This is a genomic window from Romboutsia sp. 1001285H_161024_C4, from assembly GCF_015550185.1.
Taxonomy (GTDB): Bacteria; Bacillota; Clostridia; order Peptostreptococcales; family Peptostreptococcaceae; genus Romboutsia_C; species Romboutsia_C hominis.
This window is the reverse complement of sequence record NZ_JADNAJ010000001.1, coordinates 93,672-119,305: the sequence shown is the minus strand read 5'-3', so window position 1 is coordinate 119,305 and position 25,634 is coordinate 93,672. Positions and strand designations below refer to the sequence as shown.

General features: G+C 28.1%; 22 protein-coding genes and 1 pseudogene. 2 read left to right on the top strand and 21 right to left on the bottom strand.

Annotated elements, in window-relative coordinates; translation table 11 throughout:
- Positions 1 to 145: 145 nt before the first annotated feature.
- The 11 genes and pseudogenes from I1959_RS15715 to I1959_RS00575 all read right to left on the bottom strand — a co-directional run bounded on the left by I1959_RS15715 (position 146) and on the right by I1959_RS00575 (position 11,290).
- Complete coding sequence (locus I1959_RS15715) at positions 146 to 367, bottom strand: GyrI-like domain-containing protein (protein ID WP_330615147.1); 222 nt, start codon at positions 365 to 367, stop codon at positions 146 to 148.
- A 5-nt stretch (positions 368 to 372) separates the two neighbouring features.
- On the bottom strand, positions 373 to 588 hold the full coding sequence (locus I1959_RS15710) for a hypothetical protein (protein ID WP_330405566.1): 216 nt from the start codon (positions 586 to 588) through the stop codon (positions 373 to 375).
- 18 nt (positions 589 to 606) lie between these two features.
- The gene (locus I1959_RS15705) at positions 607 to 762 is read right to left on the bottom strand and encodes a hypothetical protein (protein WP_330405564.1); all 156 of its coding nucleotides are present in this window, start codon (positions 760 to 762) and stop codon (positions 607 to 609) included.
- A 156-nt stretch (positions 763 to 918) separates the two neighbouring features.
- Complete coding sequence (locus I1959_RS00610) at positions 919 to 3,120, bottom strand: bifunctional diguanylate cyclase/phosphodiesterase (RefSeq protein ID WP_166504928.1); 2,202 nt, start codon at positions 3,118 to 3,120, stop codon at positions 919 to 921.
- A gap of 670 nt (positions 3,121 to 3,790) precedes the next feature.
- Complete coding sequence (locus I1959_RS00605) at positions 3,791 to 4,489, bottom strand: LytR/AlgR family response regulator transcription factor (RefSeq protein ID WP_166504927.1); 699 nt, start codon at positions 4,487 to 4,489, stop codon at positions 3,791 to 3,793.
- Positions 4,490 to 4,861: 372 nt separating this feature from the next.
- Positions 4,862 to 4,966: pseudogene (locus tag I1959_RS00600) on the bottom strand (hypothetical protein); the annotation flags it as partial.
- 142 nt (positions 4,967 to 5,108) lie between these two features.
- Complete coding sequence (locus I1959_RS00595; protein ID WP_166504926.1) at positions 5,109 to 6,170, bottom strand: SH3 domain-containing protein; 1,062 nt, start codon at positions 6,168 to 6,170, stop codon at positions 5,109 to 5,111.
- Between the two features lie 951 nt (positions 6,171 to 7,121).
- A complete protein-coding gene (locus I1959_RS00590) occupies positions 7,122 to 7,889 on the bottom strand; it encodes an ABC transporter ATP-binding protein (RefSeq protein ID WP_195236828.1) in 768 nt (255 codons plus the stop codon).
- Positions 7,889 to 8,980: a FecCD family ABC transporter permease gene (locus I1959_RS00585; protein WP_176579601.1), complete on the bottom strand. Its 1,092-nt coding sequence runs from the start codon at positions 8,978 to 8,980 to the stop codon at positions 7,889 to 7,891. Before I1959_RS00585 ends, I1959_RS00590 begins: the two co-directional genes overlap by 1 nt.
- Positions 8,981 to 8,989: 9 nt before the next feature.
- Complete coding sequence (locus I1959_RS00580; protein WP_195236827.1) at positions 8,990 to 10,003, bottom strand: ABC transporter substrate-binding protein; 1,014 nt, start codon at positions 10,001 to 10,003, stop codon at positions 8,990 to 8,992.
- 348 nt (positions 10,004 to 10,351) lie between these two features.
- Complete coding sequence (locus I1959_RS00575) at positions 10,352 to 11,290, bottom strand: ROK family protein (protein ID WP_195236826.1); 939 nt, start codon at positions 11,288 to 11,290, stop codon at positions 10,352 to 10,354.
- Positions 11,291 to 11,538: 248 nt separating this feature from the next.
- Here I1959_RS00575 and I1959_RS00570 point away from each other — a divergent pair, with 248 nt between their 5' ends.
- On the top strand, positions 11,539 to 12,081 hold the full coding sequence (locus I1959_RS00570) for a hypothetical protein (protein ID WP_195236825.1): 543 nt from the start codon (positions 11,539 to 11,541) through the stop codon (positions 12,079 to 12,081).
- Positions 12,082 to 12,188: 107 nt separating this feature from the next.
- Positions 12,189 to 13,376 (top strand): SAM-dependent methyltransferase, encoded by a 1,188-nt coding sequence (locus I1959_RS00565; protein WP_092927158.1) that lies wholly within the window; start codon positions 12,189 to 12,191, stop codon positions 13,374 to 13,376.
- A 125-nt stretch (positions 13,377 to 13,501) separates the two neighbouring features.
- On the opposite strand, the gene dnaJ is transcribed toward I1959_RS00565, so the two are convergent.
- The 10 genes from dnaJ to gpr form a co-directional block, all read right to left on the bottom strand.
- Positions 13,502 to 14,656: a molecular chaperone DnaJ gene (gene dnaJ, locus I1959_RS00560; RefSeq protein WP_195236824.1), complete on the bottom strand. Its 1,155-nt coding sequence runs from the start codon at positions 14,654 to 14,656 to the stop codon at positions 13,502 to 13,504.
- 148 nt (positions 14,657 to 14,804) lie between these two features.
- Complete coding sequence (gene dnaK / locus I1959_RS00555; RefSeq protein WP_195236823.1) at positions 14,805 to 16,643, bottom strand: molecular chaperone DnaK; 1,839 nt, start codon at positions 16,641 to 16,643, stop codon at positions 14,805 to 14,807.
- A gap of 156 nt (positions 16,644 to 16,799) precedes the next feature.
- Positions 16,800 to 17,357, bottom strand: a complete 558-nt coding sequence (gene grpE, locus I1959_RS00550; protein ID WP_207733496.1) for a nucleotide exchange factor GrpE — start codon at positions 17,355 to 17,357, stop codon at positions 16,800 to 16,802.
- An 18-nt stretch (positions 17,358 to 17,375) separates the two neighbouring features.
- Complete coding sequence (hrcA, locus tag I1959_RS00545; RefSeq protein ID WP_092927166.1) at positions 17,376 to 18,392, bottom strand: heat-inducible transcriptional repressor HrcA; 1,017 nt, start codon at positions 18,390 to 18,392, stop codon at positions 17,376 to 17,378.
- 99 nt (positions 18,393 to 18,491) lie between these two features.
- Positions 18,492 to 19,634, bottom strand: coding sequence for a radical SAM family heme chaperone HemW (gene hemW / locus I1959_RS00540; protein WP_092927167.1), 1,143 nt, complete (start codon positions 19,632 to 19,634; stop codon positions 18,492 to 18,494).
- A gap of 149 nt (positions 19,635 to 19,783) precedes the next feature.
- Positions 19,784 to 21,100, bottom strand: coding sequence for an APC family permease (locus I1959_RS00535; RefSeq protein WP_195236822.1), 1,317 nt, complete (start codon positions 21,098 to 21,100; stop codon positions 19,784 to 19,786).
- Positions 21,101 to 21,277: 177 nt separating this feature from the next.
- The gene (gene lepA, locus I1959_RS00530; protein ID WP_166504910.1) at positions 21,278 to 23,083 is read right to left on the bottom strand and encodes a translation elongation factor 4; all 1,806 of its coding nucleotides are present in this window, start codon (positions 23,081 to 23,083) and stop codon (positions 21,278 to 21,280) included.
- A 133-nt stretch (positions 23,084 to 23,216) separates the two neighbouring features.
- A complete protein-coding gene (locus I1959_RS00525) occupies positions 23,217 to 23,477 on the bottom strand; it encodes a hypothetical protein (protein ID WP_092927173.1) in 261 nt (86 codons plus the stop codon).
- A 9-nt stretch (positions 23,478 to 23,486) separates the two neighbouring features.
- Positions 23,487 to 24,428 (bottom strand): stage II sporulation protein P, encoded by a 942-nt coding sequence (gene spoIIP, locus I1959_RS00520; RefSeq protein WP_166504909.1) that lies wholly within the window; start codon positions 24,426 to 24,428, stop codon positions 23,487 to 23,489.
- 12 nt (positions 24,429 to 24,440) lie between these two features.
- Entirely contained in the window at positions 24,441 to 25,397 is a 957-nt protein-coding gene (gene gpr / locus I1959_RS00515; protein ID WP_195236821.1) for a GPR endopeptidase, read from the bottom strand.
- Between the last annotated feature and the right edge of the window lie 237 nt (positions 25,398 to 25,634).

The following is a 25,634-nucleotide window of genomic DNA, read 5'->3' as shown; positions in this document are numbered from 1 at the left end:
GTTTTAATAGAACAAACGGTTCATTTTATTTTAAAATTTTTTAAACTTAAATTTGTAATTTAATTGCAATCAAAAAGCATCTAGCTTTAAACTAAATGCCTATATTTTATATTATTAAATTATTTTTTATTTTTAAATATGTATTTTATATTCTCTCTACTTTGTATCTAAGCACTGTTTTTAACTTTTCAGGTTCAGTCTTTCTAAAATCTGATAAATATATTTCTCTATGAACTTTAGTCCTTAATCTTAAATTATTTTCATCACAAAACTTTTGCATGATTTCAAAAGTTATAGGCTCACCATCATAAAATCCAATATGTAACATTTGTACAGATAAACTATCTTTAATACTTTCAAATTTCACCTTATCTAATAATCTATGTGGCTTTTTACTTTTTCCATGGCTCTATTAAATACTTCATCATTTACAAAGCTAGGTTGTCTAATCATTAGTGTATATATTAGCTCATTTTTATCTAAATATTCTAGCCCTCTTCCATTTTCTTTTAAATCCCATAATCCTTCTAGAGGATATACTGTATATTCAAAATATCCTTCTGGTATATTATCACTTTTATGCATCATTCTAACTGTATAAGCTAATTAATATAACACTCCTATAGCTTCACTAAATTCCTCACTATTTGGATTACTTCGCCCCTTTATAGTAAAAAATTTAAACTCTGGTATTTCTATTAACTGCGGTTTTTGCTTTGGTATGTAATATTCCTTTTCTTTTTTTCTCCACTCGTGCTTCATACTTACCTCCTTTATTATTTAATAGCTATCTAAATAATATTATACATTCTTTTTGGTTCAAATTGGCAACACTAAGTGTTTAACTAAAAGAGCCTACTATCTTTGTCATAAAAAATAAAAGAGTATCAATATATTAATACTCTTTTATATAAATAGCTATTTATTTCCTTTTAAAATTTTTTTTAATTTACATATATCTAATGGCCTATAATAAACATACCCTTGTACCATGTCACATCTAAACTCCCTAAGTATATCTACTTGCTCTCTACTTTCTATTCCTTCACAAACTACATCGATGTTATACTCCTTGGCTAAATTAATAATAGCCTTTAATAAACTCTTAGTCTTTTCATCTTCTTCTATATCAATTGATAAAGTCCTATCTATCTTTAAAACATCTATATCAAGTCTCTTTAAATTGCTTAGATTTGAAGAACCTGTTCCAAAATCATCCATAGAAACCTTGATACCTAGGCTTTTTATATCTCTTATTCTATTATTAATATAATCAATATCATTTAAGGCTGCAGTTTCTGTTATCTCAAATTCTAAGTATTCTGGTGAAATATCATATCTCTTCATAGTATTTCTTATATAATCTATTAGATTATTTTGATAAAGCTCTACCCTCGATAAATTTATAGCAATAGGAACTATATTATCTTTATTTACTTCGCATTTTTTTATTTCTTTGCAAACTTCTTTTATAACCCATCTTCCTATAAGATTTATATCTCCATTTTTCTCAGCTATTGGTATAAATATATTTGGTGATATATATCCTACATCTTTATGTTTCCACCTTATTAAAGCTTCTGCAGATACTATCTTTTCACTATTAATATCTACCTTAGGTTGATATAATATTTCAAATTCTTCATTTTTTAAAGATCTTTTTAAATCCCTTTCTACTATCAGCTTTTGTTGTATCTTATACTCTAGTTCATCATTATATAAATAGTATAATTTATCTCCTACTTTTTTGGATTCTATCCTAGACTTATTTGCATTATCTAAAGCCTTATCAATTTCAATACATTCCTTTTTCATCTTAAATACACCTATATGGGTATTTAATTCTAATTTTTTATTAATATAACGTTGCTTTGTAACATGCTTATTTATATACTCGATTTTTTTTTCAAAGTCTTCATCGTCCTCTATTTTGAATAATAGTGTGAATATATCTTCCCCTATTCTTGCACTAATATTTTCAAACTCTATACTTCTTATATTATCAGCTATCATCTTCAATACCTTATCTCCCTTATCATAGCCAAATAATTCATTTATAGCTTTGAAATTCTTTATATCAAATGCCACTATTACACAAACATAATCCTTAGCCCTATTTAATATTATCTTTTTTGCATCTAATTTAAACTTTAACAAATTTCTAAGATTAGTTAAGGAATCTACATAACTAGCTTCTTCTAATTCTTTTTTATTTTTTATATCTTCATAAGTACCAATAATTACGTATAAGAATAATGACAATATAATTGTAAATAAAGATAATTTTATTGTACTATGTGTTCCTGTAAATACTTTTGCTATAGGAACTATAGATATAGCATACCAATTGTTACTGTTTTTTACCTTATTATAAGCAATTACATTTTTTTCCCCATGTTCATCAAAACTATCTATACCATTATTTCCTTTTTCATTGATTAATTTTAATATTATATCTCTATACATGCCTAAATTTTCTTTAGACCCTAACACTATGTTCCCATTAGAAGTAACAATATATACCTTTACTTTATCTGAAAATGTATTATTTACTAAATTTTTATCTAATATCTCCTTAGGTTCAATCCCTACAATTGCTCCTTTGATTTTTCCATTTATAATTAATGGTCTTGAATATACTGTATCTAGTTCATATTCTAATCTATTTTCTATAAGTTTACTTACATGGTTACCCCCAGATATGGCTTTTTTAAAATACTCTCTATCCCCTACATATACCTTTTTATCATTATCACCTATATTTATGTACCCATCCATACCCACTATGCCTATGTACTTAAATAAACTTCCACTACTAATTCTATTTATATTTTTTAAAAATATGTCTTCATTATACTTATCTTTGTATTTTTTCATATCTTCGTTTATATATTTATTTATATAATCTAATTTCTCCATTCCATTGTATATATCTATAGATACTTTATTCGAAACCTGCCTATTAAACTCTCTTATACTTCTTTTAGATTCTTCATACAGGTTCATTTCTACTTTGGTTATAAATATTATACTTATTAATGTTATTAACAATATCCCCTTCATTCGCTTTAACATTGATTTAACATTAAATACACTCATGCTTGTGTTGTTGCTATCCATTCTAATTCCTCGTAATTTTTTACATTAGATTTCTTATTTTTAATTATTATACTATATTTTTTAATCCTTTTATATGTTAAAATTAAAATACCACTTCAAAAAAATTCCTCTGAAGTGGTATTTAACTTAATTTATTTGCTTTTTTTAAAACTTTCTAATAATATAATTTTATCTATTCCCTTTTAACTACTATGACATTTAACTATAATATACTGCCCCTTATTTATTGATATTTATTACTCATATATAAACACATTATAAAACACCCCATATAAATTACAAACAAAATTGCTAGATTCATAAAATACTCTCCCACACTTTAATATTTATTAGCATTTTTTTGATATTATTAATCTACCTTATATGTATTATTAAAAAATTTATTTCCCCAACTCTACACACATAATTATTTATTTAATTCAAAGTTTTTTTATTTTTCATTAAATATCTAAATTTATATAATATAAATAATTTCTCTATACTTTTTATAATCATCTCGATGTTGTTTACATATAGATCCCACCAAATATATGATAATCCTAATCAAAATCAAAATCAATTTATTTCCTTTTCATTTTCAATAATTTTATGTAAATAGCAATTTTAAAGTATAATTTAGATTTATATATTAATAATAAATTTACCTATAGACATGTTCATCAAATACTATTTAGCATGAACAATTTCCAAATAAATTATCTAATCTTATCTTAAGTTCTTTATTCTTAGATCTACTTATAGGTATTTCAAATCCTCCTATAATTATAGATTTTTCCCTTAGTTCTTGGATTTTCTTTAAATTTACTAAATAACTATGATGACATCTGTAAAAGTTATAACCTAAAACTTTTCCTTCTAATCTTCTCATACTAGCTTCGATAGTATAAGTTTTTTCTTCTGTATATATTGTAACTTCTTTTTTCCTAACCTCAGCATAAAGTATATCTCTAACTGGCAATACTAAAGTTTTTTTCCTAGATTGTATGGATATTATACTATGTTTTTCTAAATATTCTTTTATAGACTTTCTAAGCTGAAGTCTTATTTCCTCATACTTTAAAGGCTTAGCTAAGCATCTATAAGCTCTTGTTTCAAAAATATAATCTGCTGGCGTAGTAAACATTACCTCTACATTCTTATCAATTTCCCTTATTTTTCTGGCAATATCCGTGCTGCTTATTCCGTTAATTTTAATGTCTAAAAATAATATATCTAAATTTTTAGGATAGTCATTTAATAATTCTTCTTTACAAGAGTATTTAAGCAAATTATATTCTATACTCTCATCTTTTAAAATTTTATCTATATGCTTTTCTAATATTCCTATATTTAATACATCATCATCGCAAATGGCTAATGTAAAGCTCATATTTACTCCCCCTATGTTTCTATATTTAAATTAAAATAAATATCAATAGAGATTTATAAAATTAAAATCTTTATATGTAAAAAAATATTGTCATCTTTATATTACTATATTTTTAATTTATAAACTACTTTTATCTAATATATAATTAGTAGGATATACATTTTTGCATTAATTAATAAAACAAATAACTAATATAACCTTCCTAAATAAAAATAAAAGCCTTCTTTTTTAATATTTTAAAAGAAGGCTTTTGTTTAAGTTTAATCATATATTATATTTCTATTTTTTTCAAAACACCTAAAAATGTTGCTAAGTCATTATCTGGCGTACTTATATGTCTTATATTAAATGTATCTACTAAGTATTGAAGCACATTAGGACGTCTTGAAGTGCTGCTATTTCTGAAGTCTTTCCACATACTCCAACTTTAGTACATCCCTTACTTCCTGATGTTTGTTCACATTGATAACAAAACATCGGATAATCAATATAGTACCTCCTTATTTTTTCATTCTATAATAGATTTACTATATCTCGTCTATATATAATTACTTATAAAATTTTATTTAAACAAAAGCCAAGATTAAATTAATTTAATCTTGGCTTTTTCAATTTATATTTATCCTAATATTTGTATTTCTATATTTTGTCTACCAAAGTTTGTACATTGTTGCTCACTACCCATGAATATATCTATCTTATTACCTTTTATAGCTCCACCACAGTCTTCTGCAACGAATACTTTGTCAAACATAGGTATATAAACTTTAGTTCCATAAGGTATAACAGATGGATCTACTGCTATTGTTCCCCACTTAGGAGTAGTTCCTGTAGCTGTTATGCTATGTCCTGAATAAGCACTTGCATTTACAGTAAGTTTACGCCCTTTAGTGTTTGATGTAGCTTTCTCTTCCTTAACTGGCTCTTTTTTCTCAACTACATTAGATTTACTTGCTGAAGTCTTTGGACTATCTGACGTAGTATTTGATACTACATTATTTACTTTTTCTACTCTTTCTAATTGTTGCATTTGAGCTAATTCTTGTTGTCTTTTAGCCTCTTCTTCTTTTTGCTTTCTTTCTTGAGATTCTGTTAATACATATTCAGCAGAAACCCAACCAGTTTTTTCTTCTTTTTTATCATCATTTGAAGCTTCTTTTTCTGATTTTGTAGCTTCATCTTCTACTAACTTAACTTGGTGCCATACTTCTTTTGTATCTTTATTTTCATCTTTAATCTCTGCTGTTTTTAACACTTCAACAACAGTATTATTCTTTAATGTTTCTAACTTTTCTTCATCTGTAGATGGTCCTTTTCTTAAGTTTAATTCATCTACATTTACCTTAGCTTTTTCTTTAACTGTAAATTCACCACTTACCCAACCTTCTTTTCCATCAGAAAGTTTTATCTTATCCCATCCATCTTTAGTTTCTAATACTTCTACGACAGAACCTTCTTTTAAAGCACCTATTTTGTCTTCATCTTCAGATGGTCCTTTTCTTATATTTAATATATCTGCAACTACTATTTCATTGTTTTCTATTTTCATTTCTTGTTTTTTATCTGAATTTACTTCCACTTTGTTATCTGCATATATATTCCCAGCTGATGCGTACATCCCACCTATTACTAATCCTAATGCCAATATCGTTGATTTATTCATTCTCTTTTTCAAACTCATAAAAACCTCCTAATAAGTAAAATTATATATTATTAACTATCTCATATTTTTTAATTCATATTCTTTTGTTTGTTACTTTTTTGTAACTTTTCTTAACTTGTTATTAATCTTAATACACTTTTTAGGATTTGTAAACACCATTTTAGGCAAAAATTAAAAAAGGGTAACAAATTAGTTACAAATTGTAACAGTCTTAATCTATTGAAGTTCCAACGTTTCTTAAACATTAGATTTTGCTAAAAAATTTTAAAAAATTTTTTTTAAAAAATAGCTATTTAAGCATAAATTTTTGCCTAAATAGCTATTTTAATCATACTTACTAACTATTATTTTTACTAGTAATTAGTAAAAAATAGTTACAATATTAGCTTCATTTTTTATTTTTATATTCATATATAAATTTTATTAAAAACATTAAATTTATATATTAAATTTATAGTCAAATTAAGCTGTAACTTTTGCTTTTTTAGCTTTTACCATTCTTAGTTGATAATAATTTACTCTTAACAACTTATAAAAAATATTCATGTATAAAATCATCTAATGATAAAATATTTAATAAAAAATTAACGATATTATATGATTTAAAGTCTTATATCAGTGTTATTTTATCTGTTAATTTATACTAATATTTAATACTAAAATAAGTTTATAGATATCCATGTAAATTAATTTATAAAACCTAGTTATTTCAAGATATCCACCTTATTTTTTATTATTTTTTTCAATTTTTTCTTCTATTTAAAATGAAACCTGTAAAATATATTTATTTTTTATATTTAATATAAATTTTATAATTTAAGTCTATTAAGTTATTTTTAAAGTATAAGTAAACTATAAAGAACGAATTTTTTGACTTTTGTACAATAATTAAACAATATCTTCAAATATAAAAGTAGTAGTTTTAAATCCTATTAAAACTACTACTTTATTTATATATTATTTATTTACCTACTTATATATATTATAAGAAATACTCACTAATTTACCATTTTCATCCTTGTTAATTATAGCATCAACCTCGTAAACTTCTTTTATAAGTTCTTTAGTCATAACTTCACTAGGAGTCCCATATGCTATAATTTTTCCATCCTTTAAAACATATATTTTATCACAATACATTAATGCAATATTTAAATCATGTATTGCAGCTATTACTTCTATATTTAATCCTTTTACAATACTCATTAACTTCAATTGATGCTTGATATCTAAATGATTTGTAGGTTCATCTAATACTAAGCAATCCGTTTGTTGAGCAAGTGCTCTTGCTAGTATTATTCTCTGTTGCTCTCCTCCTGATAAAGTATTGAAACTTCTTTCCTTAAAATCTATCATACCTACTTTTTCTAAAGCATCATCAACTATTTCAAAATCTTCTTTAGAATCTCTCTCCATTATCTTTTTATGAGGTGATCTTCCCATAAGAACAATATCATATACCTTAAAATCAAAATCATAATAGTTATGTTGAGATAATACAGCTAATTTCTTAGCACTCTCCTTAATAGGTATAGTTGATAAATCTTCATCCCCTAACATAATAACTCCGCTAGATGGCTTTAAATTTCTGTAGATACATTTTAAGAGAGTGGATTTTCCACTCCCATTTGGACCTATTATTCCAACAAATTCTTTATTTTCAACATTTATATCTATTCCTTTTAATATGTCATTGTTACCAATACTTAGTTTTACACCTTCTGTTTTTATATGCATTAACTTTTACCTCCAAAACCATAAGTCTTTCTAATCATCAACCAAACAAAACAAGGTGAGCCTATAATAGATATAAGAATTCCTATAGGTATTTCCGTTCCTTTTATTATACTTCTTGATAATACATCTGCCCATATCAAAAATATTGCACCTAATATAGAAGCTACTGGAATTAATTTTTTATGATCTGTCCCAAATATCATTCTAACTATATGAGGTATAATAAGACCTACAAATCCTATCATTCCAGATGAATAAACTAATAGTCCTATCATAAGAGAGGTTATAATAAGGTATAAATGTCTATATTTATGAAGATCAGTTCCTAGCGTAACTGCAACTTCATCTCCAAGCAACATTAAGTTTAAAATTCTAGATTGAGTAGCAAAAAATATTGCCCCAAATAATATAGAAGGAAGTATAAATACTATTTGTTCCCATTTAGCACCAGCTAAGCTTCCCATAAGCCAAAAAGTTATCTTTTGCATACCTTGTGCGTCATCTGCGATATAAACTATAAAACTAGAAAATGCACTACATACAGAACTAAGTGCCATACCTGCTAATAATAACTTTACAGAGTTTGCTCTTCCTCCTATATTTGCTATAATTAAAACTAATATAGACACAAGAAATGCTCCTATAAATCCAGCTATTCCAATATAGTTTCCACCAAATACGCTTCCGACTCCTAACATTATGGCTAATGTTGCACCTAGTGATGCTCCTGATGATACTCCTAGTATATATGGATCTGCTAATGGATTTTTCACTATAGCTTGCATAACTATTCCAACTACAGATAGACCTATTCCAACTGCAATAGCAAGGACTATCCTTGGCAATCTTATAAGCCATACTACATCATGAATTGCACCATTCGATACTGCTTCATTTTGACTTAAGTTAAATATTTTATTTATTATAATGCTATAAACTTCTCTAATACTTATATCTACCGAACCGATTGTTACAGCAAATCCTATTGATAAAAATAATAATATTAATAATACAACAGAAACACCTATATATATAGGTGTCTCCTTAAATATATTTTTTTTACTTGATGATAGATTGATTCTATTCTCCATAAACTACTCCTACTTATTTAAGTTTGGATATAACCCTTTTGCAAATGCATTTATTCCATCTATTGTTCTTATACCACTACAATACATATCTCCTAGTGGTATAGGGTTTACTCTATTATTTTTAACTGCTTTTAAGCTTGAAAGTGCAGGATTTTTAAGTATTTTATTTACTTCTTCTTGGCCTGCTTTTTCATCTCCTCTGTTCATATAAACAACAAATATTGAATCTGGATTTAATTTTATTAAATCTTCTTCTCCAATATTTCCGCCTTCAGGGTTTAATACTTTACCACCCAATCTAGTTACCATATCTCCACCTAAACTTTTAGCTCCATAAGTATATATTTTCCCGTCCATATACTCTATTATTAAAGTTGTTTGCTCTTTTTGGTCTTTGACACTTTTAGAGACTTCATCTATCTTAGTATTTATTTCATTAGCTATTTTCTCTGCTTTATCTTCTACATTAAATATTTTTCCTAGGTTTAATATATCTGTAATTTCATTTTCAACAGTTCTATCTTCAGCTGCCCCACTATTTAAGGCCATATATGTATTTATATTATTTTTATGCCAATAATCAACATCACCTAATCTCTTATCATCAAATATAGAGTACCAAGATAATATAAAGTCTGGTTGCTCCATTAATACAGTTTCTTTATCTGGTGTAAATTGTTCTGAATAATTTACTTTAGAGAAAGCTTCTTTATATTCATCTTTAACATCATGGTCAAGTCCTGCTGCTAATTTTATTTTATCCTCTAACCCTAATGCTAACATAGTTTCTATTGAGTTTTGATATACAGCAACGACATTTTCTGGCTCTTTATCAAAAGTTATTTCTACTGGTTCTTTTTCATAATTATGAGTTGTTATAGTAACTGGATAATGTGAATTTGTTTTACTTGATGCTTGTACATCACTTTCAGTTTTTTCAGTTTTTGCTCCACTACATCCTGTTATTCCTAGTATCATTATAGAACTTAATATTATAGCTATACTTTTTTTCAATTTTTTCATATTATTCCCCCAAATTTCGTCATTTAACTATTGATATTATAGCACACATTTATTTTATTTTATTGTCGAAATTTCCGAAAAATTATGTCATTATTGTGTCATTTTTAGGACATTTTATATAACTTTAATATTTGTTCAAATTTTATCTACTAATTATGTATTTATTTTGGGATATAAACCTTTTGCAAAAGTTTTTATAATAAAAGTATAATCACTTTATTTTAATGTTAGCTCTAAATAAAAATTTAAAAACACTATGTCCTAAGTATTGCCTTTAAAAATTTACATAAAAATAAATCTTAAGAATATTTTTTCTTAAGATTTATTTTTAGATAGTTATGTTTATTTTTAACTTAAAAATGCTGCTCCTATTATACCCGCATCGGCTCCTAAATTTGCACATACTATGTCTGCAAATTCATTGTTTTTGAATACAAGCTGCTCTCTTACTAATTCTTTTAATCCAGGAAGTATAATGTCACTAGCTCCTGACACTCCTCCACCTAGTGATATTATATCTGGGTCTAATGTACTTACCATATTAGCTATTGCCTTAGATAAGTAAAGTTTAAATCTATTTATAGTTTCTACTGCCACTTCATCATTTTCTCTATAAGCATCAAACACTATTTTAGCATTTATATCTTCTGCATTACCATTTGCCATATCTAATATTATACTTGCTCTTCCTTCATTTATTAGCCTTTGTGCATACTTTATTATGGCTGTTGCCGAGCAAAAGGTTTCTAAACACCCGTTATTTCCACAATTACAGTCAAAGTAATTCTCACCTATTATAACATGTCCTAGTTCAGATCCCATACCATGTGCACCTGAAAATGCTTTACCGTTTATTATTATTCCACCGCCTACACCAGTTCCTAGTGTATACATAACAGCACAATTTTTTCCTTTCATACTTCCTGATTTAGCTTCTGCCAATGCTGCAACTGTTGCATCGTTTTCAGCATACACATCAACTTCATTAAATCTATTTTTTAAAGACTCTATAAAATTAACGTCTTCCCAACCTAAGTTTACAGCAGTCGCCATACCTTGTTTGTTTATAAAACCTGGTACACCAAATCCTATAGACTTTATATCTCTCATGTCTAAATTATTTTCTTTTAGTAATCCCCTTACTAAATGTTCTATATCATTCATAACATTTTCAAATCCATTTGAAGAATTAGTCTTACACTCTTTTCTAAAAAGTATTTCACCGTTTTCATTAACTATCCCTGCTTGTATTCCTGTTCCTCCAATATCTACTCCTACAAAATACATGCTTCTCCTCCTTAGTAAATCTAATCATAACATGGTAATTTTTTAACTTAATTATATTATAAATGCTACTTTAATTTAATTCTATCTTATATTATTAATTTTTTTACCAAAATTTAAATTATTTATTTTTTTCTAAAAATACCTTCCTTTTCAATTGAAAATATAATCTAAAAAACATTTTCTTTATTATATATTTCTAATGATTTATACTATATAGTATATATAATAACAACTTAAGGGGGTTTATTATGGAAAGGTTTGAGACATTAAATTTATTTAAAGATATACAAAAAGTATCAGATGTGTATAAAAATTTACAACTTAAAGATGATAATAAAGAAATAGAAGACAATAAAAAATTAAATTCATTACTTGGATTTTATAAGGAAAAGATGGATGATATAACAAACCGCTCTAATCTTTTATTAAAACAAACTAAAGATGAATTAAAAGATAAAAGTTCTAAAGATATACATAAAGTTTTAGTAGATTTAAATACTTTCTCACTTCAAAAACTTAAATCTGTAAAAGGTGCGAATATAGATTCAACTACTGTTATGGCAGTAACTCATGCTACAGTTGATGAACTTAATCTTATAAATGAATCTATAAGAAATAAAGAGTATTTAAACGATAAATATACATACTTTTATATTTATGAAAAAGTTTTATTAAATGCATTCATAACATTCCTGGCTTTAAAGGAGATGGATATGAATAAAAAAACTATCTCAGACCTTTCTCAGGGTATATTTACCCAACTTCAAACATTAGCGATAATATCTATATAAAATTAAAAAAATAGCAATGTATTTAAATATATTTCTATTTTTTATATAATATTTTGTTTTCATATGGTAATTTTTGGGTATGGTTTTTATAGAGGTGAAAAATTATTATGAACAGCATAGACAAAATATTTATAAAAGAATTTCTTTCAAAACTTGACTCAAGTACATTTGAGGTAAAACTTTGGGATGGAGAAGAATTCTTAATTGGGCAAGATGAGCCTAAGTTTAAGGTTTACTTTAATAAGCCAATTAGTAAAAAAGATTTATTAAATAGTACATCGTTGGCTTTAGGGGAAGCATACATGAAAAAAGATATTGATATTGATGGTGATTTACTACTAGTCTTAGATGCTTTATTTAGCTGTCAAAAAGAACATTTTCATACTAACTTTGCAAAATTATCAAAACTATTCCATAAAGCAGGAAATGAAAAGAATCAAAAATTAGAGGTTTGTTCTCACTATGATATAGGAAATGATTTCTATAGCCTTTGGCTAGACGATACTTTAAGTTATTCTTGTGCTTACTTCGAAAATGATGATGATACTTTATACCAAGCTCAAATGAACAAAATACATCATATTTTAAAAAAATTAGATCTATCAGAAGGTGAAACTTTACTAGATATAGGATGTGGTTGGGGATATCTTCTTATAGAAGCCGCTAAGAAATATAAAATTAAAGGAACTGGTATTACACTAAGTGAGGAACAATATAAAAGATTTAATGAAAGAATAGTAGAGGAAGGACTTCAAGACTATTTACAAGTAAAACTTATGGACTATAGAAATCTTGAAACATCTGGTATGATGTTTGATAAAATTGTAAGTGTTGGTATGTTAGAACATGTTGGTCGTGAACACTATGATTTATACTTTAAAAATGTAAATAGTGTATTAAAACCTAAAGGGTTATTCTTATTACATTATATAAGTGGTTTAGTTGAATCTCCTGGCGATGCTTGGATTAGAAAATACATATTCCCAGGTGGAGTTATTCCTTCACTACGTGAAATTATAGACTTACTTCCTAAATATAATTTTTATACATTAGATGTTGAAAGTTTAAGAAGACATTATACTAAAACTTTAGTTGAGTGGTATAAAAACTTTGATAAACAAAGAGATGTTGTAGAGGATATGTTTGATGAAGAATTCGTAAGAATGTGGGACTTATACCTTTCTTCTTGTGCTGCTTGTTTTAATAATGGAGTTATAGACCTACATCAGATCTTAATGAGCAAAGGTGTTAATAATGAAATAAGTATGACAAGAGAATATATTTATAAAGATTAAAAAATGAGTAAATTTTATTCTATAATTTTTTAAATTATATTATGAAATGTGTACATTTTAAAAAAAAAGAGACATAGTTTAAACTATGTCTCTTTTATCTTTTGTTATATTTACTTGTTTATAAATTACTTTCTTTTAAACATGTCTTCTATTTTTTGTCCAAAAGTCTTTTTCTTTTCGTGAACATCTTCTCCACATTCTTTAGCAAATTCTCTTAGTATTTCTTTTTGCTTTTCATTTAATTTCTTAGGAGTATCAACTATAACCTTAACGTATTGGTCACCTCTTGAGTTACCTCTAAGTCTTGGTATACCTTTTTCTCTTAGTCTAAATACAGTTCCAGTTTGAGTTCCTTCTGGTATTGTATACTTAACTTTTCCTTCTAGTGTTGGAACTTCTATTTCATCTCCTAATGCAGCTTGAACAAATGTTATTGGCATGTCAAAGTATATATCAGTTCCTTCTCTTGTAAATAATGGATGAGGTTTAACATTAACTATTATATATAAATCTCCTCTTGGTCCACCTTTAGATCCAACTTCACCTTGACCTGATAATTTTATCATTTGTCCATCATCTATACCTGCTGGTATATCAACTTCTATAGTCTTAACTTTTCTATTATATCCCTTACCGTGACACTTTGGACATGGTGATTCTATAACTTCACCCTCTCCATTACAAGCACTACAAGGTCTGCTTGATGCTATGTTACCAAATGGAGTTCTTTGAACAGTTCTAACTTCTCCTGTACCATTACATGTTGGACAAGTTTTCTTAGATGTTCCTGGCTTAGCTCCGCTTCCATGGCATTCTTCGCACTCTTCACTTCTATTTATCTTTACAGATACTTTCTTTCCAAATGCAGCTTCTTCAAAGCTTATACTAACACTTTGTTTTATATCTGCTCCACGCTCTGGACCTCTTCTTCTGGCTCTACCACCACTAAATCCGCCTCCGAATATATCACCAAACATGTCACCAAATATATCTTCAAATCCGCCGAATCCTTGACCACCAAATCCTCCTTGGCCACCAAATCCTCCTTGACCGTTTACACCATCATGTCCGAATTGATCGTACATTTGTCTTTTACTATCATCTGATAATACTTCGTACGCTTCATTTATTTCCTTGAACTTTTCTTCTGCTTCTTTATCACCAGGATTTCTATCTGGGTGATATTTCATAGCAAGTTTTCTATATGCTTTTTTAAGGGCTTGAGCATCGGCACTTTTATCTACACCAAGCACCTCATAATAATCTCTCTTAGCACTCATTATTTGTCACCACCTTTATTATTACAAAATAATAGCTTGTAGAATATCATACTACAAGCTATTATTATTTTTAAGCATTAGTCTATGACTATATACTTATGAAAAGATACTCTTTTCTATTATATATTAAACTATATATTTTCGTAACCTATTTTTCGTCATTTACTTCTGTGAAGTCAGCATCTACAACGTTATCGTCTTGAGCCCCTTGACCAGCTTCGCTACCTTGAGCCCCAGCTTCAGCTTGTGCTTGTTGATACATCATTTCAGAAACTTTATGGAATTTGTTCATAACTTCATCCATAGCTTTTCTTATTTCTTCACCTGTTGACTCTTCTTTATCTTTAACTGCCTTAAGTTCAGCTATTGCAGCTTCTATAGCGCTCTTATCTTCAGCACTTACTTTGTCACCTAATTCATTTAAAGTTTTTTCTGTTTGGTATATAGTTGAATCAGCTTGGTTTAATGCTTCTATTTTATCTTTCTTTTGCTTATCAGCTTCAGCATTCATTTCAGCTTCTTTAACTTTCTTTTCTATTTCTTCTTCACTTAAATTAGTTCCAGAAGTTATAGTAACTTTTTGCTCTTTTCCAGTTCCTAAGTCTTTAGCAGTAACGTGAACTATACCGTTAGCATCTATATCGAAAGTAACTTCTATTTGAGGTATTCCTCTTGGAGCTGGTGGTATATCAGTTAATTGGAATCTACCTAAAGTAGTGTTGTCATATGACATACTTCTTTCACCTTGAAGAACATGTATATCAACAGCAGTTTGGTTATCAGCAGCAGTTGAGAATACTTGTGACTTCTTAGTTGGTATTGTAGTATTTCTTTCTATTATTTTAGTCATTACGTTACCCATAGTTTCTATACCTAATGATAATGGAGTAACATCTAGAAGTAATAAATCATTAACATCTCCAGATAATACACCTGCTTGTATAGCAGCACCTGCAGCAACACATTCGTCTGGGTTTAATCCTTTGTGTGGCTCTTTTCCTATGAATTTCTTAACAGCTTCTTGAACAGCTGGTATTCTTGTAGAACCACCAACTAATAATACATCATCTATATCAGAAGTTGAAAGACCTGCATCTTGTAATGCTCTTCTTGTTGGTTCCATAGTTTTTTCTACTAAGTGAGCAGTTAACTCATCAAACTTAGCTCTTGATATATCCATAGTTAAGTGTTTTGGACCCTCAGCAGTAGCTGTTATGAAAGGTAAGTTTACGTTAGTTGTCATTGTTGATGATAACTCTTTTTTAGCCTTTTCAGCAGCTTCTTTTAATCTTTGAAGAGCCATATTATCATTTCTTAAGTCTACACCTTCAGCTTTTTTGAATTCTTCAGCTAAGTAGTCTATTAATACTTGGTCAAAGTCATCTCCACCTAATCTGTTGTTACCAGCAGTAGCTAAAACTTCGAAAGTTCCATCTCCTATTTCAAGAACTGAAACGTCAAATGTTCCTCCACCTAAGTCAAATACTAATATTTTTTTATCTTGGTCTAACTTATCCATACCATAAGCAAGTGCAGCAGCAGTTGGCTCATTTATTATTCTCTTAACATCAAGTCCTGCTATTCTACCTGCATCTTTTGTTGCTTGTCTTTGAGCATCTGTGAAGTATGCTGGAACTGTTATAACAGCTTCAGTTACAGGTTGCCCTAAGTAGCTTTCTGCATCTGCTTTTAATTTTTGTAAGATTATAGCTGATATTTCTTGTGGTGTATAATCTTTACCATCTATATTAACTTTGTAATCTGTTCCCATGTGAGTTTTTATTGATATTATAGTTCTATCTGCATTTGTAACAGCTTGTCTTTTTGCAGGCTCCCCTACTATTCTATCTCCGTCCTTAGTAAATGCTACTACTGATGGAGTAGTTCTCATACCTTCTGCATTAGTTATTATTTGTGGTTCTCCACCTTCTAATACCGCTACACAAGAGTTTGTTGTTCCTAAGTCAATTCCTATTATTTTTCCCATGACCAAATTCCTCCTAAATAATTTTTTATGATTTTTATTCTATATAGAATTTAGTTATTATTTATTTTATACATTTAAATATCTAAGTTCTAATTTTGCTAGAACATAAGATATATTTTAGCTAAATTCTTAAACTTTATTGCTATTTATATCAAACTAGCAAGATACTTTAACCATACTTGGTCTTAATACTTTATTTCCTAGTTTGTATCCTTTTTGAAGTACCACTACAACCTTATTTGCTTCAACTCCATCAACACTTTCTTGCATTACTGCTAAGTGTAAATTTGGATCAAAGTCTGCATTTTCAGCTTCTATTGCTTCAACTCCATACTTTGTAAGTATTCCTTGAAGTTGCTTATATACTAAGTCTATTCCTTGGTACATACTTCCTTCTTTGTCATCACAAGCTTCTAAAGCTCTTTCCATACTATCGATAACAGGTATTATATCATTCAGTATTTTTTCATTTGCAAATAATCCTATAGTTTCTTTTTCTTCATTTGTTCTTCTTCTATAGTTTGCATATTCTGCTTGAAGTCTTTGATGCTTATCATTAAGAGCCTCTAATTCTTCTCTTAATTTATTTTCTTCTAATTTGTCATTTATATCTGTAACATTGTCTTCTACAACTTCTTCAGTTGTTTCTTCAATCTCACTTGAAGTTTCTAATTCTTCTTTTACATTTTCATTTTCTAAATTATTCTCTTGCAATATGTTACACCCCTTAATCTATTTTTTGTTAAAAATCAAACTCATATAATTAACAATTGTATAAATCTTAGCATAGTCCATTCTTGTAGGCCCTATAAAACTTATACGCCCTACTAGATCTCTACTTATATTATAAGTTGCTGTAACTATACTACAATCTTGCGCTAACTCAAAATCATTATCACTACCAATGATTATATTAACATTATCCTTCTGTATACCTTTTGACTTAGCCATACTAGATATCATTTCCTTATGTTCTAGCATATGTAAAAATGACTTGGCCTTAAGTACATCATTAAATTCGGGATAGTTAAATATATTAGTTGCTCCACTTAGTGAAATTGATGTATCATCATTGGTATCAAAATTTAGTGCATCTATTAATTCATCTATTAACACTGCATGTTCACTTATTTCATATTTTATAAATGCTATAAGTTTTTCATCTAAATCAACTATACTTTTTCCTGATAATTTTCTAGTTAGATTGTCAGAAATTATGTTTAATTTTGATTGATCTAAATGAGTGTTAGTAGCTAAATTTACATTTTTTATATCACCTTTATCTGTAACAACTATTAATAAAATGTTGTTATCACTCATACTAACTAACTGTATGTGTTTTATAACACTTTGATTAACTAAGTTTTTAGTAACAGCTACAGTTGTATAATTAGTAATTTCTGATAATAGCTTAGAAGTCTCATGAATTAAATCTCTTATATCATTAACATTTTTATTTATACAACTCTCTATTAAAATTTTCTCTTCGTCACTAAGTTCACTTTGACTCATAAGAGAATCTACATAAAGCTTGTATCCTTTCTCAGATGGAACTCTACCTGCCGAGGTATGTGGCTGGATTAAATATCCTAATTCTTCAAGGTCAGCCATTTCATTCCTTATAGTGGCAGCACTTACACCTAAGTCATGTTTTTTTGATATAGTTCGTGAGCCTACAGCCTCAGCTGTTTCTATATAATCTTTAACTATAGCTTTGAGGATCTTTAATTTTCTTTCATTTAATTCCATCACCTTCACTCCTCGCTGTTAGCACTCACTACTTTCGAGTGCTAAAAAGATTATATATATTATATATCATTTTATTTTATTCTTGTCAACACTTTCTAATTAATTTATGAATTCAACAAATACAGAATTTGATATTTCTCGTCCCTTTTGGGTAAGCTTAATACCTACTTTGCTTTCTTTTATTAAGTCTTTATTTTTCAAATCCTCAATTTGCTTATTATATTTATTTTTGAATTCTATATTAAATTCTTTTTTAAAGTCTTCAAAATATATCCCTTCATTCATTCTAAGTCCCATAAATATTTTTTCTTGTATTTTATCTTCTATACTTAAATTTTCTAAATTGCTTATAGGTTTTTCATTTTTTTCTATCATATTATGATACTCATCTAGATTTTCTACATTATTATATCTAATATTTCCTAGATATCCAGATGCCCCTGCACCTAACCCTATATAATGATAACACTTCCAGTATAGTATATTATGCTTACACTCAAAACCTGGCTTTGAATAGTTTGATATTTCATATTGATTGTACCCATTTTGTTTTAGGTAATTTATTGTGTGATTATACATATTTATATCTGTATCTTCATCTATAAGTTCAAATTCATTGTCTTCATACATATCATATAACTTTGTGCCCTCTTCTAATATAAGTGAATAAGCTGATATATGTGATGGGTTTAATGAAATAATTTTTTCTAAGCTTTCTTTCCATTCATCAATGTTATGATTTGGAAGTGCATACATTAAATCTACATTTATATTATCAAAACCAACCTCTAAAGCTTCTTTATAATTTTTCTCAAACTCTTCATATGTATGGATTCTTCCTATTTCCTTTAATTTATTATTTTGCACTGCCTGAAGACCTATACTTAATCTGTTTACTCCACACTTTTTCATAGTTTCTAATTTTTCTCTTGTTAATGTTCCTGGATTGCACTCCATAGTTACTTCAGCATTATCCTTTATATTGAAGTTCTTATAAATATTATTAAATATTTCTTCAATTTCATTAGATGTTAGTATGCTTGGAGTTCCTCCCCCTAAAAATATACTACATATTTCTTTTTCATAATTTTCTTTTTCTATATCTTTCTTATAAAGTTCCATTTCCTTTTTTAAATCATCTATGTATCTTTTCTTTAAGTTTACATCTAATTTGTATGAATTAAAGTCACAGTAGTTACACTTACTCACACAAAATGGAATATGTATATATAATCCTAACATTTATTTTTCTCCTATTCATATATTGCTTACATTATTAAATATATTTTACTATATTATAACAATATATATGTAATAGTTGTTATCTATTTAAAAATGCTTTATTAATTTAAAATATATAAAAGGCACCTAAATGTAAAGATGCCTTTTACTTATCTTAATTTAATTTTATAAGAATATACTAGTAAACCAATAAGTGTAACTATTATTCCTCCTAATGAAACTAAAGTCATTGTTATTAATTGATTTATTATAACAAAAAGTCCACCTAGTATAGCAACAATAGGAACAATTGGGTATAATGGAACCTTATAAGGTCTTACCATATCTGGTTTTTCTTTTCTAAGCTTAACTACTCCATAGAAAGTAAATATATAAAATACCCATATTATAAATATAGTTAGATCACTTAACAGGTTAAATTGTCCAGATAAAGCATATATACATCCAAGACCGGCTATTAACCAAATAGAGTTGTATGGAGAACCACCTTTATTTAACTTAGAAAATATTTTTGATCCTGGTAATAATCCCTCTTTTGAAAGTACATATGGTACCCTAGGTGCTTTAAGTAAATATCCATTTAGAGCACCAAATACTGATATTAGTATACCTATGGATATTAATTTTCCACCTGTATTTCCAAATATTTTTTGTGCGACAAGTGCAGCTGGAGCTACTGATGTAGCAAGTTCTGATGCTGGCGCTACCCATAAATATGCTAAGTTTATCAATATATATACAGCCATAACTATTGATAAACCTCCAACTATAGCTAGAGGTAAATTTTTTTCTGGACTTTTCATTTCACCAGCTATAGCTCCAACATTTATCCAACCATCATAAGCAAATAGTGTAGCTATTAATACTTGTCCTAAAGATCCTATGACAGTAGTTTCACCTCCTACTAATGGTGTTAATATTGGGTTTCCATTTCCTTTTATAAATCCAAATATTATTATAAGTATTAAAGGTAATAACTTACAGATAGTAGATACAGTTTGTATAAATCCACCAAAAGATGATCCTACTGTATTTAGCAAAGCTATAAATATTATTATTCCTAAAGATGCTGGTAAAACTACTACCATATTTTGCGGACCATACCCCATAAGTTCTGATACCTGTTGCGAAAATATAACTGCAAGCGCTGCAATAGTACCTGGAAAATATAATACTGTTTGCATCCATCCTGTCAAGAATCCTATTTTTTCTCCATATATTTCACTGAGATAAGTCATCATTCCACCAGTTTTAGGTATGGCTGCTGATATTTCAGCTGCAGTTAATCCTGCTGTAATAGTTATAATACCACCTAATATCCATGCTATTATACCAAGACCTGGTGCACCATTAGTTGCCGTGTATATTGCTTGAGGCTTAAAAAATACTCCAGACCCTATAACCATACCAACAACTGTTGAAAGAGCTGCTGGTAGTCCTATGGTACTATTAAGCTTACCATTCATATATGTCCTCCTTGTGCTGTTTATATTTATGATATTTTTGTATACTTTGCATTTTTTAGTATTCCCAAGTTTTTATCTATTATTAGAATTTAGATATGAGGACAGGTTTTACACACGATTTTAGTTAATAGAACTTATAATAAAAAAGCCAAAGGAAAAATCCTTTGACTTTAGCTATTATTCATCTAATTTTAATACTGACATAAAGGCCTTTTGAGGAACTTCTACAGATCCGATTTGTCTCATACGTTTCTTACCTTCTTTTTGCTTTTCAAGAAGTTTCTTCTTACGAGATATATCTCCTCCGTAACACTTAGCTAAAACGTCTTTTCTAAGTGCACTTATAGTTTCTCTAGCAACAACTTTATTTCCAACAGCTGCTTGTATAGGAACTGCAAACTGATGTCTTGGTATTTCATTTTTTAATTTTTCACACATAGCTTTACCTCTTGGATAAGCACGAGATTCATGTACTATAAAGCTAAGTGCATCTACTTGCTCTTTATTTATTAATATATCAAGCTTAACAAGTTTAGAAGGAGTGTATCCCTTAATTTCATAATCTAAAGATCCATATCCTCTTGTTCTAGACTTTAATGCATCAAAGAAATCGTAAACAACTTCATTTAGTGGTAAATCATAATGAAGCATAACTCTCTTTTCATCTATGTATTCCATATTTATCATTGTTCCACGTCTTTCTTGACAAAGCTCCATAACAGTACCAACATAATCTTTAGGAACTATTATATCACCTTTAACGATTGGCTCTTCTATCATATTTATTTCTGATGGTTCTGGTAAGTTTGTTGGATTTTGTATCATTACAACTTCCCCATCATTTTTAGTAACTCTGTATATAACAGATGGTGCTGTTGTTACTAAGTTTAAGTCATATTCTCTTTCTAGTCTTTCTTGGATTATTTCCATATGAAGTAGACCTAAGAACCCACATCTAAATCCAAATCCTAATGCAGCTGAAGTTTCAGCCTCAAATTCCAGCGCTGCATCATTTATTTGCATTTTTTCTAATGCATCTCTTACATTTTCGTACTTTTCACCTTCACCTGGGTATATACCACAATAAACCATTGGAGTAGCTTTTTTGTATCCTGGCATAGGTTCATCAGTTGGATTATTTGCATCTGTTATTGTATCACCAACTTGACAACTTCTTATATCCTTTATACTTGCAGCTATGTATCCAACATCTCCTGCAGCTAACTCATCAAGTTCTCTTTGACCAGGAGCCATAACACCAACTTCAGTTACCTCAAACTTTTTGTTAGTATTCATCATTTTTATAGTCATACCTTTTTTAACAGTTCCTTCATAAACTCTAACATACGCTACAACACCTTTATATGCATCGTAATATGAGTCAAATATTAAAGCTTTTAAAGGAGCATCTTTATCACCTTGTGGTGCTGGTACTTTTTCTACTATGGCTTCTAATACATCTTCTATATTTAAACCACTTTTAGCTGATATTAAAGGTGCATCACTTGCATCAAGTCCTATTATATCTTCTATTTCTGTCTTTATTTCATCTGGTCTAGCACTTGGAAGGTCTATCTTATTTATAACTGGTAGTATTTCTAAATCTTGATCTAACGCTAAATAAACATTAGCTAATGTTTGAGCTTCAACACCTTGTGCTGCATCCACTACTAATAATGCACCTTCACAAGCTGCTAAACTTCTTGATACCTCATAGTTAAAGTCAACATGACCTGGAGTATCTATAAGATTTAAATAATATTCATTTCCATCCTTAGCCTTATAAACTAACCTAATATTTTGTAACTTTATAGTGATTCCTCTTTCTCTTTCAAGATCCATATTATCTAGTAATTGATCTTTCATTTCTCTTTCACTAACAAGTCCAGTTTTTTGTATTAATCTATCTGCTAAGGTAGACTTACCGTGGTCTATATGTGCTATTATACTAAAGTTTCTAGTTCTACTTTGTTTACTGTCCACCTTTATTCCTCCTTTTTAATACTTAAAAATTTTATTCTTATTTATCATAACTTTTATTTTATAATATATCCGCATTTATGTAAATAATAAGGACAAAAAATAAGACTTAAGTGCCTATAAGTCTTATTTTTTACTATATATTAAGTTGAGAGATTAGTTTTTTAGTCTTATCTGAAAGTATCTCTAACTTATTTTCTATAAATTTTTGTAAATCTTTAATATTTTCTTCTATATTATATGTATCCTCACCTAACATACTTTTGGCACTTTGATTTATTGTAAATATACATATAAATAAATTTGCAGTCATAAGCAATATAAATAGTACTTTACTTATGAATTTTCTTTTTCTTTTCTTTATTTTTTTTTGTATATTTCTTTCAACTCTACTCATACTTCAAGTCTACTTCTTTTCTTTAAAATATTCGTCTAGTACATTAGCTATATATTTTACACTATTTTGAGCCTGTTCTAAGGTTGTCCCATTACTTCCTACTTCTATAAGAATATGATTATCAGCTACATACTGATTAAATTTACCATATGGCTTTTCTATTACTGGTAAAACTAAATCTGGGTACTTTTTCTTTGCAAAATTTGTAATATCATTAGCTAGTGCTCTTACTTCTTTTACATTTGGATTTCTTTGTCCAACTACAAATAAAAACTTAGCTACTTCTTCACCATTATAATTAGCAACCATTCTATTAGTTTCTTTATCTTTTTTTGCCTTTGTATCTAATGTTCTAGCATCTCTATGTAAGTCAATGGCTATATCTATGCTATTTTGTTCACTCATTATGCTATTTATAGTTTTTAGACTATTTGAATAAGATGAGTTATAATCTGGAAAATCATGATACTTTGTACTATGAACTATACCCCATCCTTTTTTATTTAATTCTTCTGTTAAAAGACTTCCAACAGATACTATCGACTTATTATTATCTTGGCATCTATAATTATTTTCTGGAGAATCTGAATAACTTTCAGATGCATGAGAATGATATATCATCATTGTTGGTTTTTCTCTTGTTATCCTTATGTTGTTAGTGTAATTTGATGCTAATGTATTTGAAGCTTCCTTACTTTCTTCTTCATCACTATTATTTTCTTCCTTTATAGTAGGTATATTTTCTTCTCCTATAAAGAATTCTATATATTCTTCATCTTTACTAGTACTTTCTTTTTTTTCATCTTCTTTTACTTCTTCTTTAGCCTCTGGATACGATGAATTAACTAAAAATTTTAGGAAATCATCTTTACTTATGGCATATGAGACCGTTGGTAAAATACAAATTAACACACATGACACAATAGATGTCTTAATGCGTTTATTAAACATATTTTCTCCTCCTTACTTGGTTATCCTCCCTGGATGAAGAGACCTATTTAAGCCCTCGCTTATTATTATAGATAGGTTTTCTATTGTTTCGTCTATATCTTTTGGTGTAACTATAAGATTTTTATCATATGGTTCTAATGATTCTTTAATAAGATGATACTTTTCTTCTTCTTTAAGCGTTTTTAACATATTATAGAAGTTATCTGCGCCCTCTGATTGATTTATAAGATTATCTATCGCTAAATCTAGTACATCACTAGTTAATGTAGCTGCATCTACTACTGTTGGAACTCCAATCGCTATAACATCTACGCCTAAATATTCTTTATTTAAAGCTTTTCTTTTATTTCCAACTCCCCCTCCAGGAGATATTCCTGCTGTTGATATTTGAATAGTTTGATTTACTCTTTCCATTTTTCTAGATGCTAATGCATCTATTGCTATAACTCTATCTGGTTTTATTCTATCAACTAATGACTTTACAGTTTCACTTGTTTCTATACCAGTAAGTCCCATTACTCCAGGGCTCAGAGCTGATACTTCTGTAAAATCATCATCGTAATCTTTATTGTAATTTTTAAATATATGTCTTGTTACTAACGTCTTAGAGACTGATTTAGGGCCTAAAGCATCTGATGTTATATTCCAATTTCCTAACCCTATAACTAATGTTTTTTTAGTTTTGTCAGTCCCTAATATATCTACAAGTTCATCTTTTAAGTATGTTATAACCTCTTCTCTTGATTCATCATCATCAAACTTCATTAAATTGCTTTCTAATGTTACATATTTTCCTATTCCTTTATTCATTATTTCTGCGCCTTGTTCATTTATAATCTCAACTATTGTTACTGTTGCATTGCCTAATTCTTTTTTATCTAATTTAACTCCAGGTATTTCTTTTGGTTCTTGGCTTTCCTGAACTACTTCACTTGCTTCTAGCGCTAAATCTGTTCTTATATTAATCATACTAAACCTCCAGGTGTAATTTAAATGATACTTATAATTGTTGACAGTTTTTAGCATTTTAAAACCAAATCATATTTAAAAAGTTTAAATTTATAAATCTCTGAATATTTAATTTGGATGTTGTAAATTATTTTTATATAGGTTATAATCTAAAAAGTCAAAACAAAAAGATATTATAAACTTATAAATAATTATCCTTGATTTTTAGATTTATTTCTGTTAAAATCTAATATGTTG

Bases quoted from the DNA above. Each gene is read 5' to 3' on its own strand.
- hemW (WP_092927167.1), bottom strand. From the start codon at position 19,634: ATGTTAGGATTATATATACATATTCCATTTTGTGTGAGTAAGTGTAAC.
- gpr (WP_195236821.1), bottom strand. From the start codon at position 25,397: ATGATTAATATAAGAACAGATTTAGCGCTAGAAGCAAGTGAAGTAGTT.
- I1959_RS00610 (WP_166504928.1), bottom strand. From the start codon at position 3,120: ATGGATAGCAACAACACAAGCATGAGTGTATTTAATGTTAAATCAATG.
- I1959_RS00535 (WP_195236822.1), bottom strand. From the start codon at position 21,100: ATGAATGGTAAGCTTAATAGTACCATAGGACTACCAGCAGCTCTTTCA.
- I1959_RS00525 (WP_092927173.1), bottom strand. From the start codon at position 23,477: ATGAGTAGAGTTGAAAGAAATATACAAAAAAAAATAAAGAAAAGAAAA.
- spoIIP (WP_166504909.1), bottom strand. From the start codon at position 24,428: ATGTTTAATAAACGCATTAAGACATCTATTGTGTCATGTGTGTTAATT.
- dnaJ (WP_195236824.1), bottom strand. From the start codon at position 14,656: ATGAGTGCTAAGAGAGATTATTATGAGGTGCTTGGTGTAGATAAAAGT.
- I1959_RS15710 (WP_330405566.1), bottom strand. From the start codon at position 588: ATGATGCATAAAAGTGATAATATACCAGAAGGATATTTTGAATATACA.
- dnaK (WP_195236823.1), bottom strand. From the start codon at position 16,643: ATGGGAAAAATAATAGGAATTGACTTAGGAACAACAAACTCTTGTGTA.
- I1959_RS00565 (WP_092927158.1), top strand. From the start codon at position 12,189: ATGAACAGCATAGACAAAATATTTATAAAAGAATTTCTTTCAAAACTT.
- I1959_RS15705 (WP_330405564.1), bottom strand. From the start codon at position 762: ATGAAGCACGAGTGGAGAAAAAAAGAAAAGGAATATTACATACCAAAG.
- I1959_RS00605 (WP_166504927.1), bottom strand. From the start codon at position 4,489: ATGAGCTTTACATTAGCCATTTGCGATGATGATGTATTAAATATAGGA.
- I1959_RS00570 (WP_195236825.1), top strand. From the start codon at position 11,539: ATGGAAAGGTTTGAGACATTAAATTTATTTAAAGATATACAAAAAGTA.
- I1959_RS00580 (WP_195236827.1), bottom strand. From the start codon at position 10,003: ATGAAAAAATTGAAAAAAAGTATAGCTATAATATTAAGTTCTATAATG.
- I1959_RS00575 (WP_195236826.1), bottom strand. From the start codon at position 11,290: ATGTATTTTGTAGGAGTAGATATTGGAGGAACAGGAATACAAGCAGGG.
- I1959_RS00595 (WP_166504926.1), bottom strand. From the start codon at position 6,170: ATGAGTTTGAAAAAGAGAATGAATAAATCAACGATATTGGCATTAGGA.
- I1959_RS00590 (WP_195236828.1), bottom strand. From the start codon at position 7,889: ATGCATATAAAAACAGAAGGTGTAAAACTAAGTATTGGTAACAATGAC.
- I1959_RS00585 (WP_176579601.1), bottom strand. From the start codon at position 8,980: ATGGAGAATAGAATCAATCTATCATCAAGTAAAAAAAATATATTTAAG.
- hrcA (WP_092927166.1), bottom strand. From the start codon at position 18,392: ATGGAATTAAATGAAAGAAAATTAAAGATCCTCAAAGCTATAGTTAAA.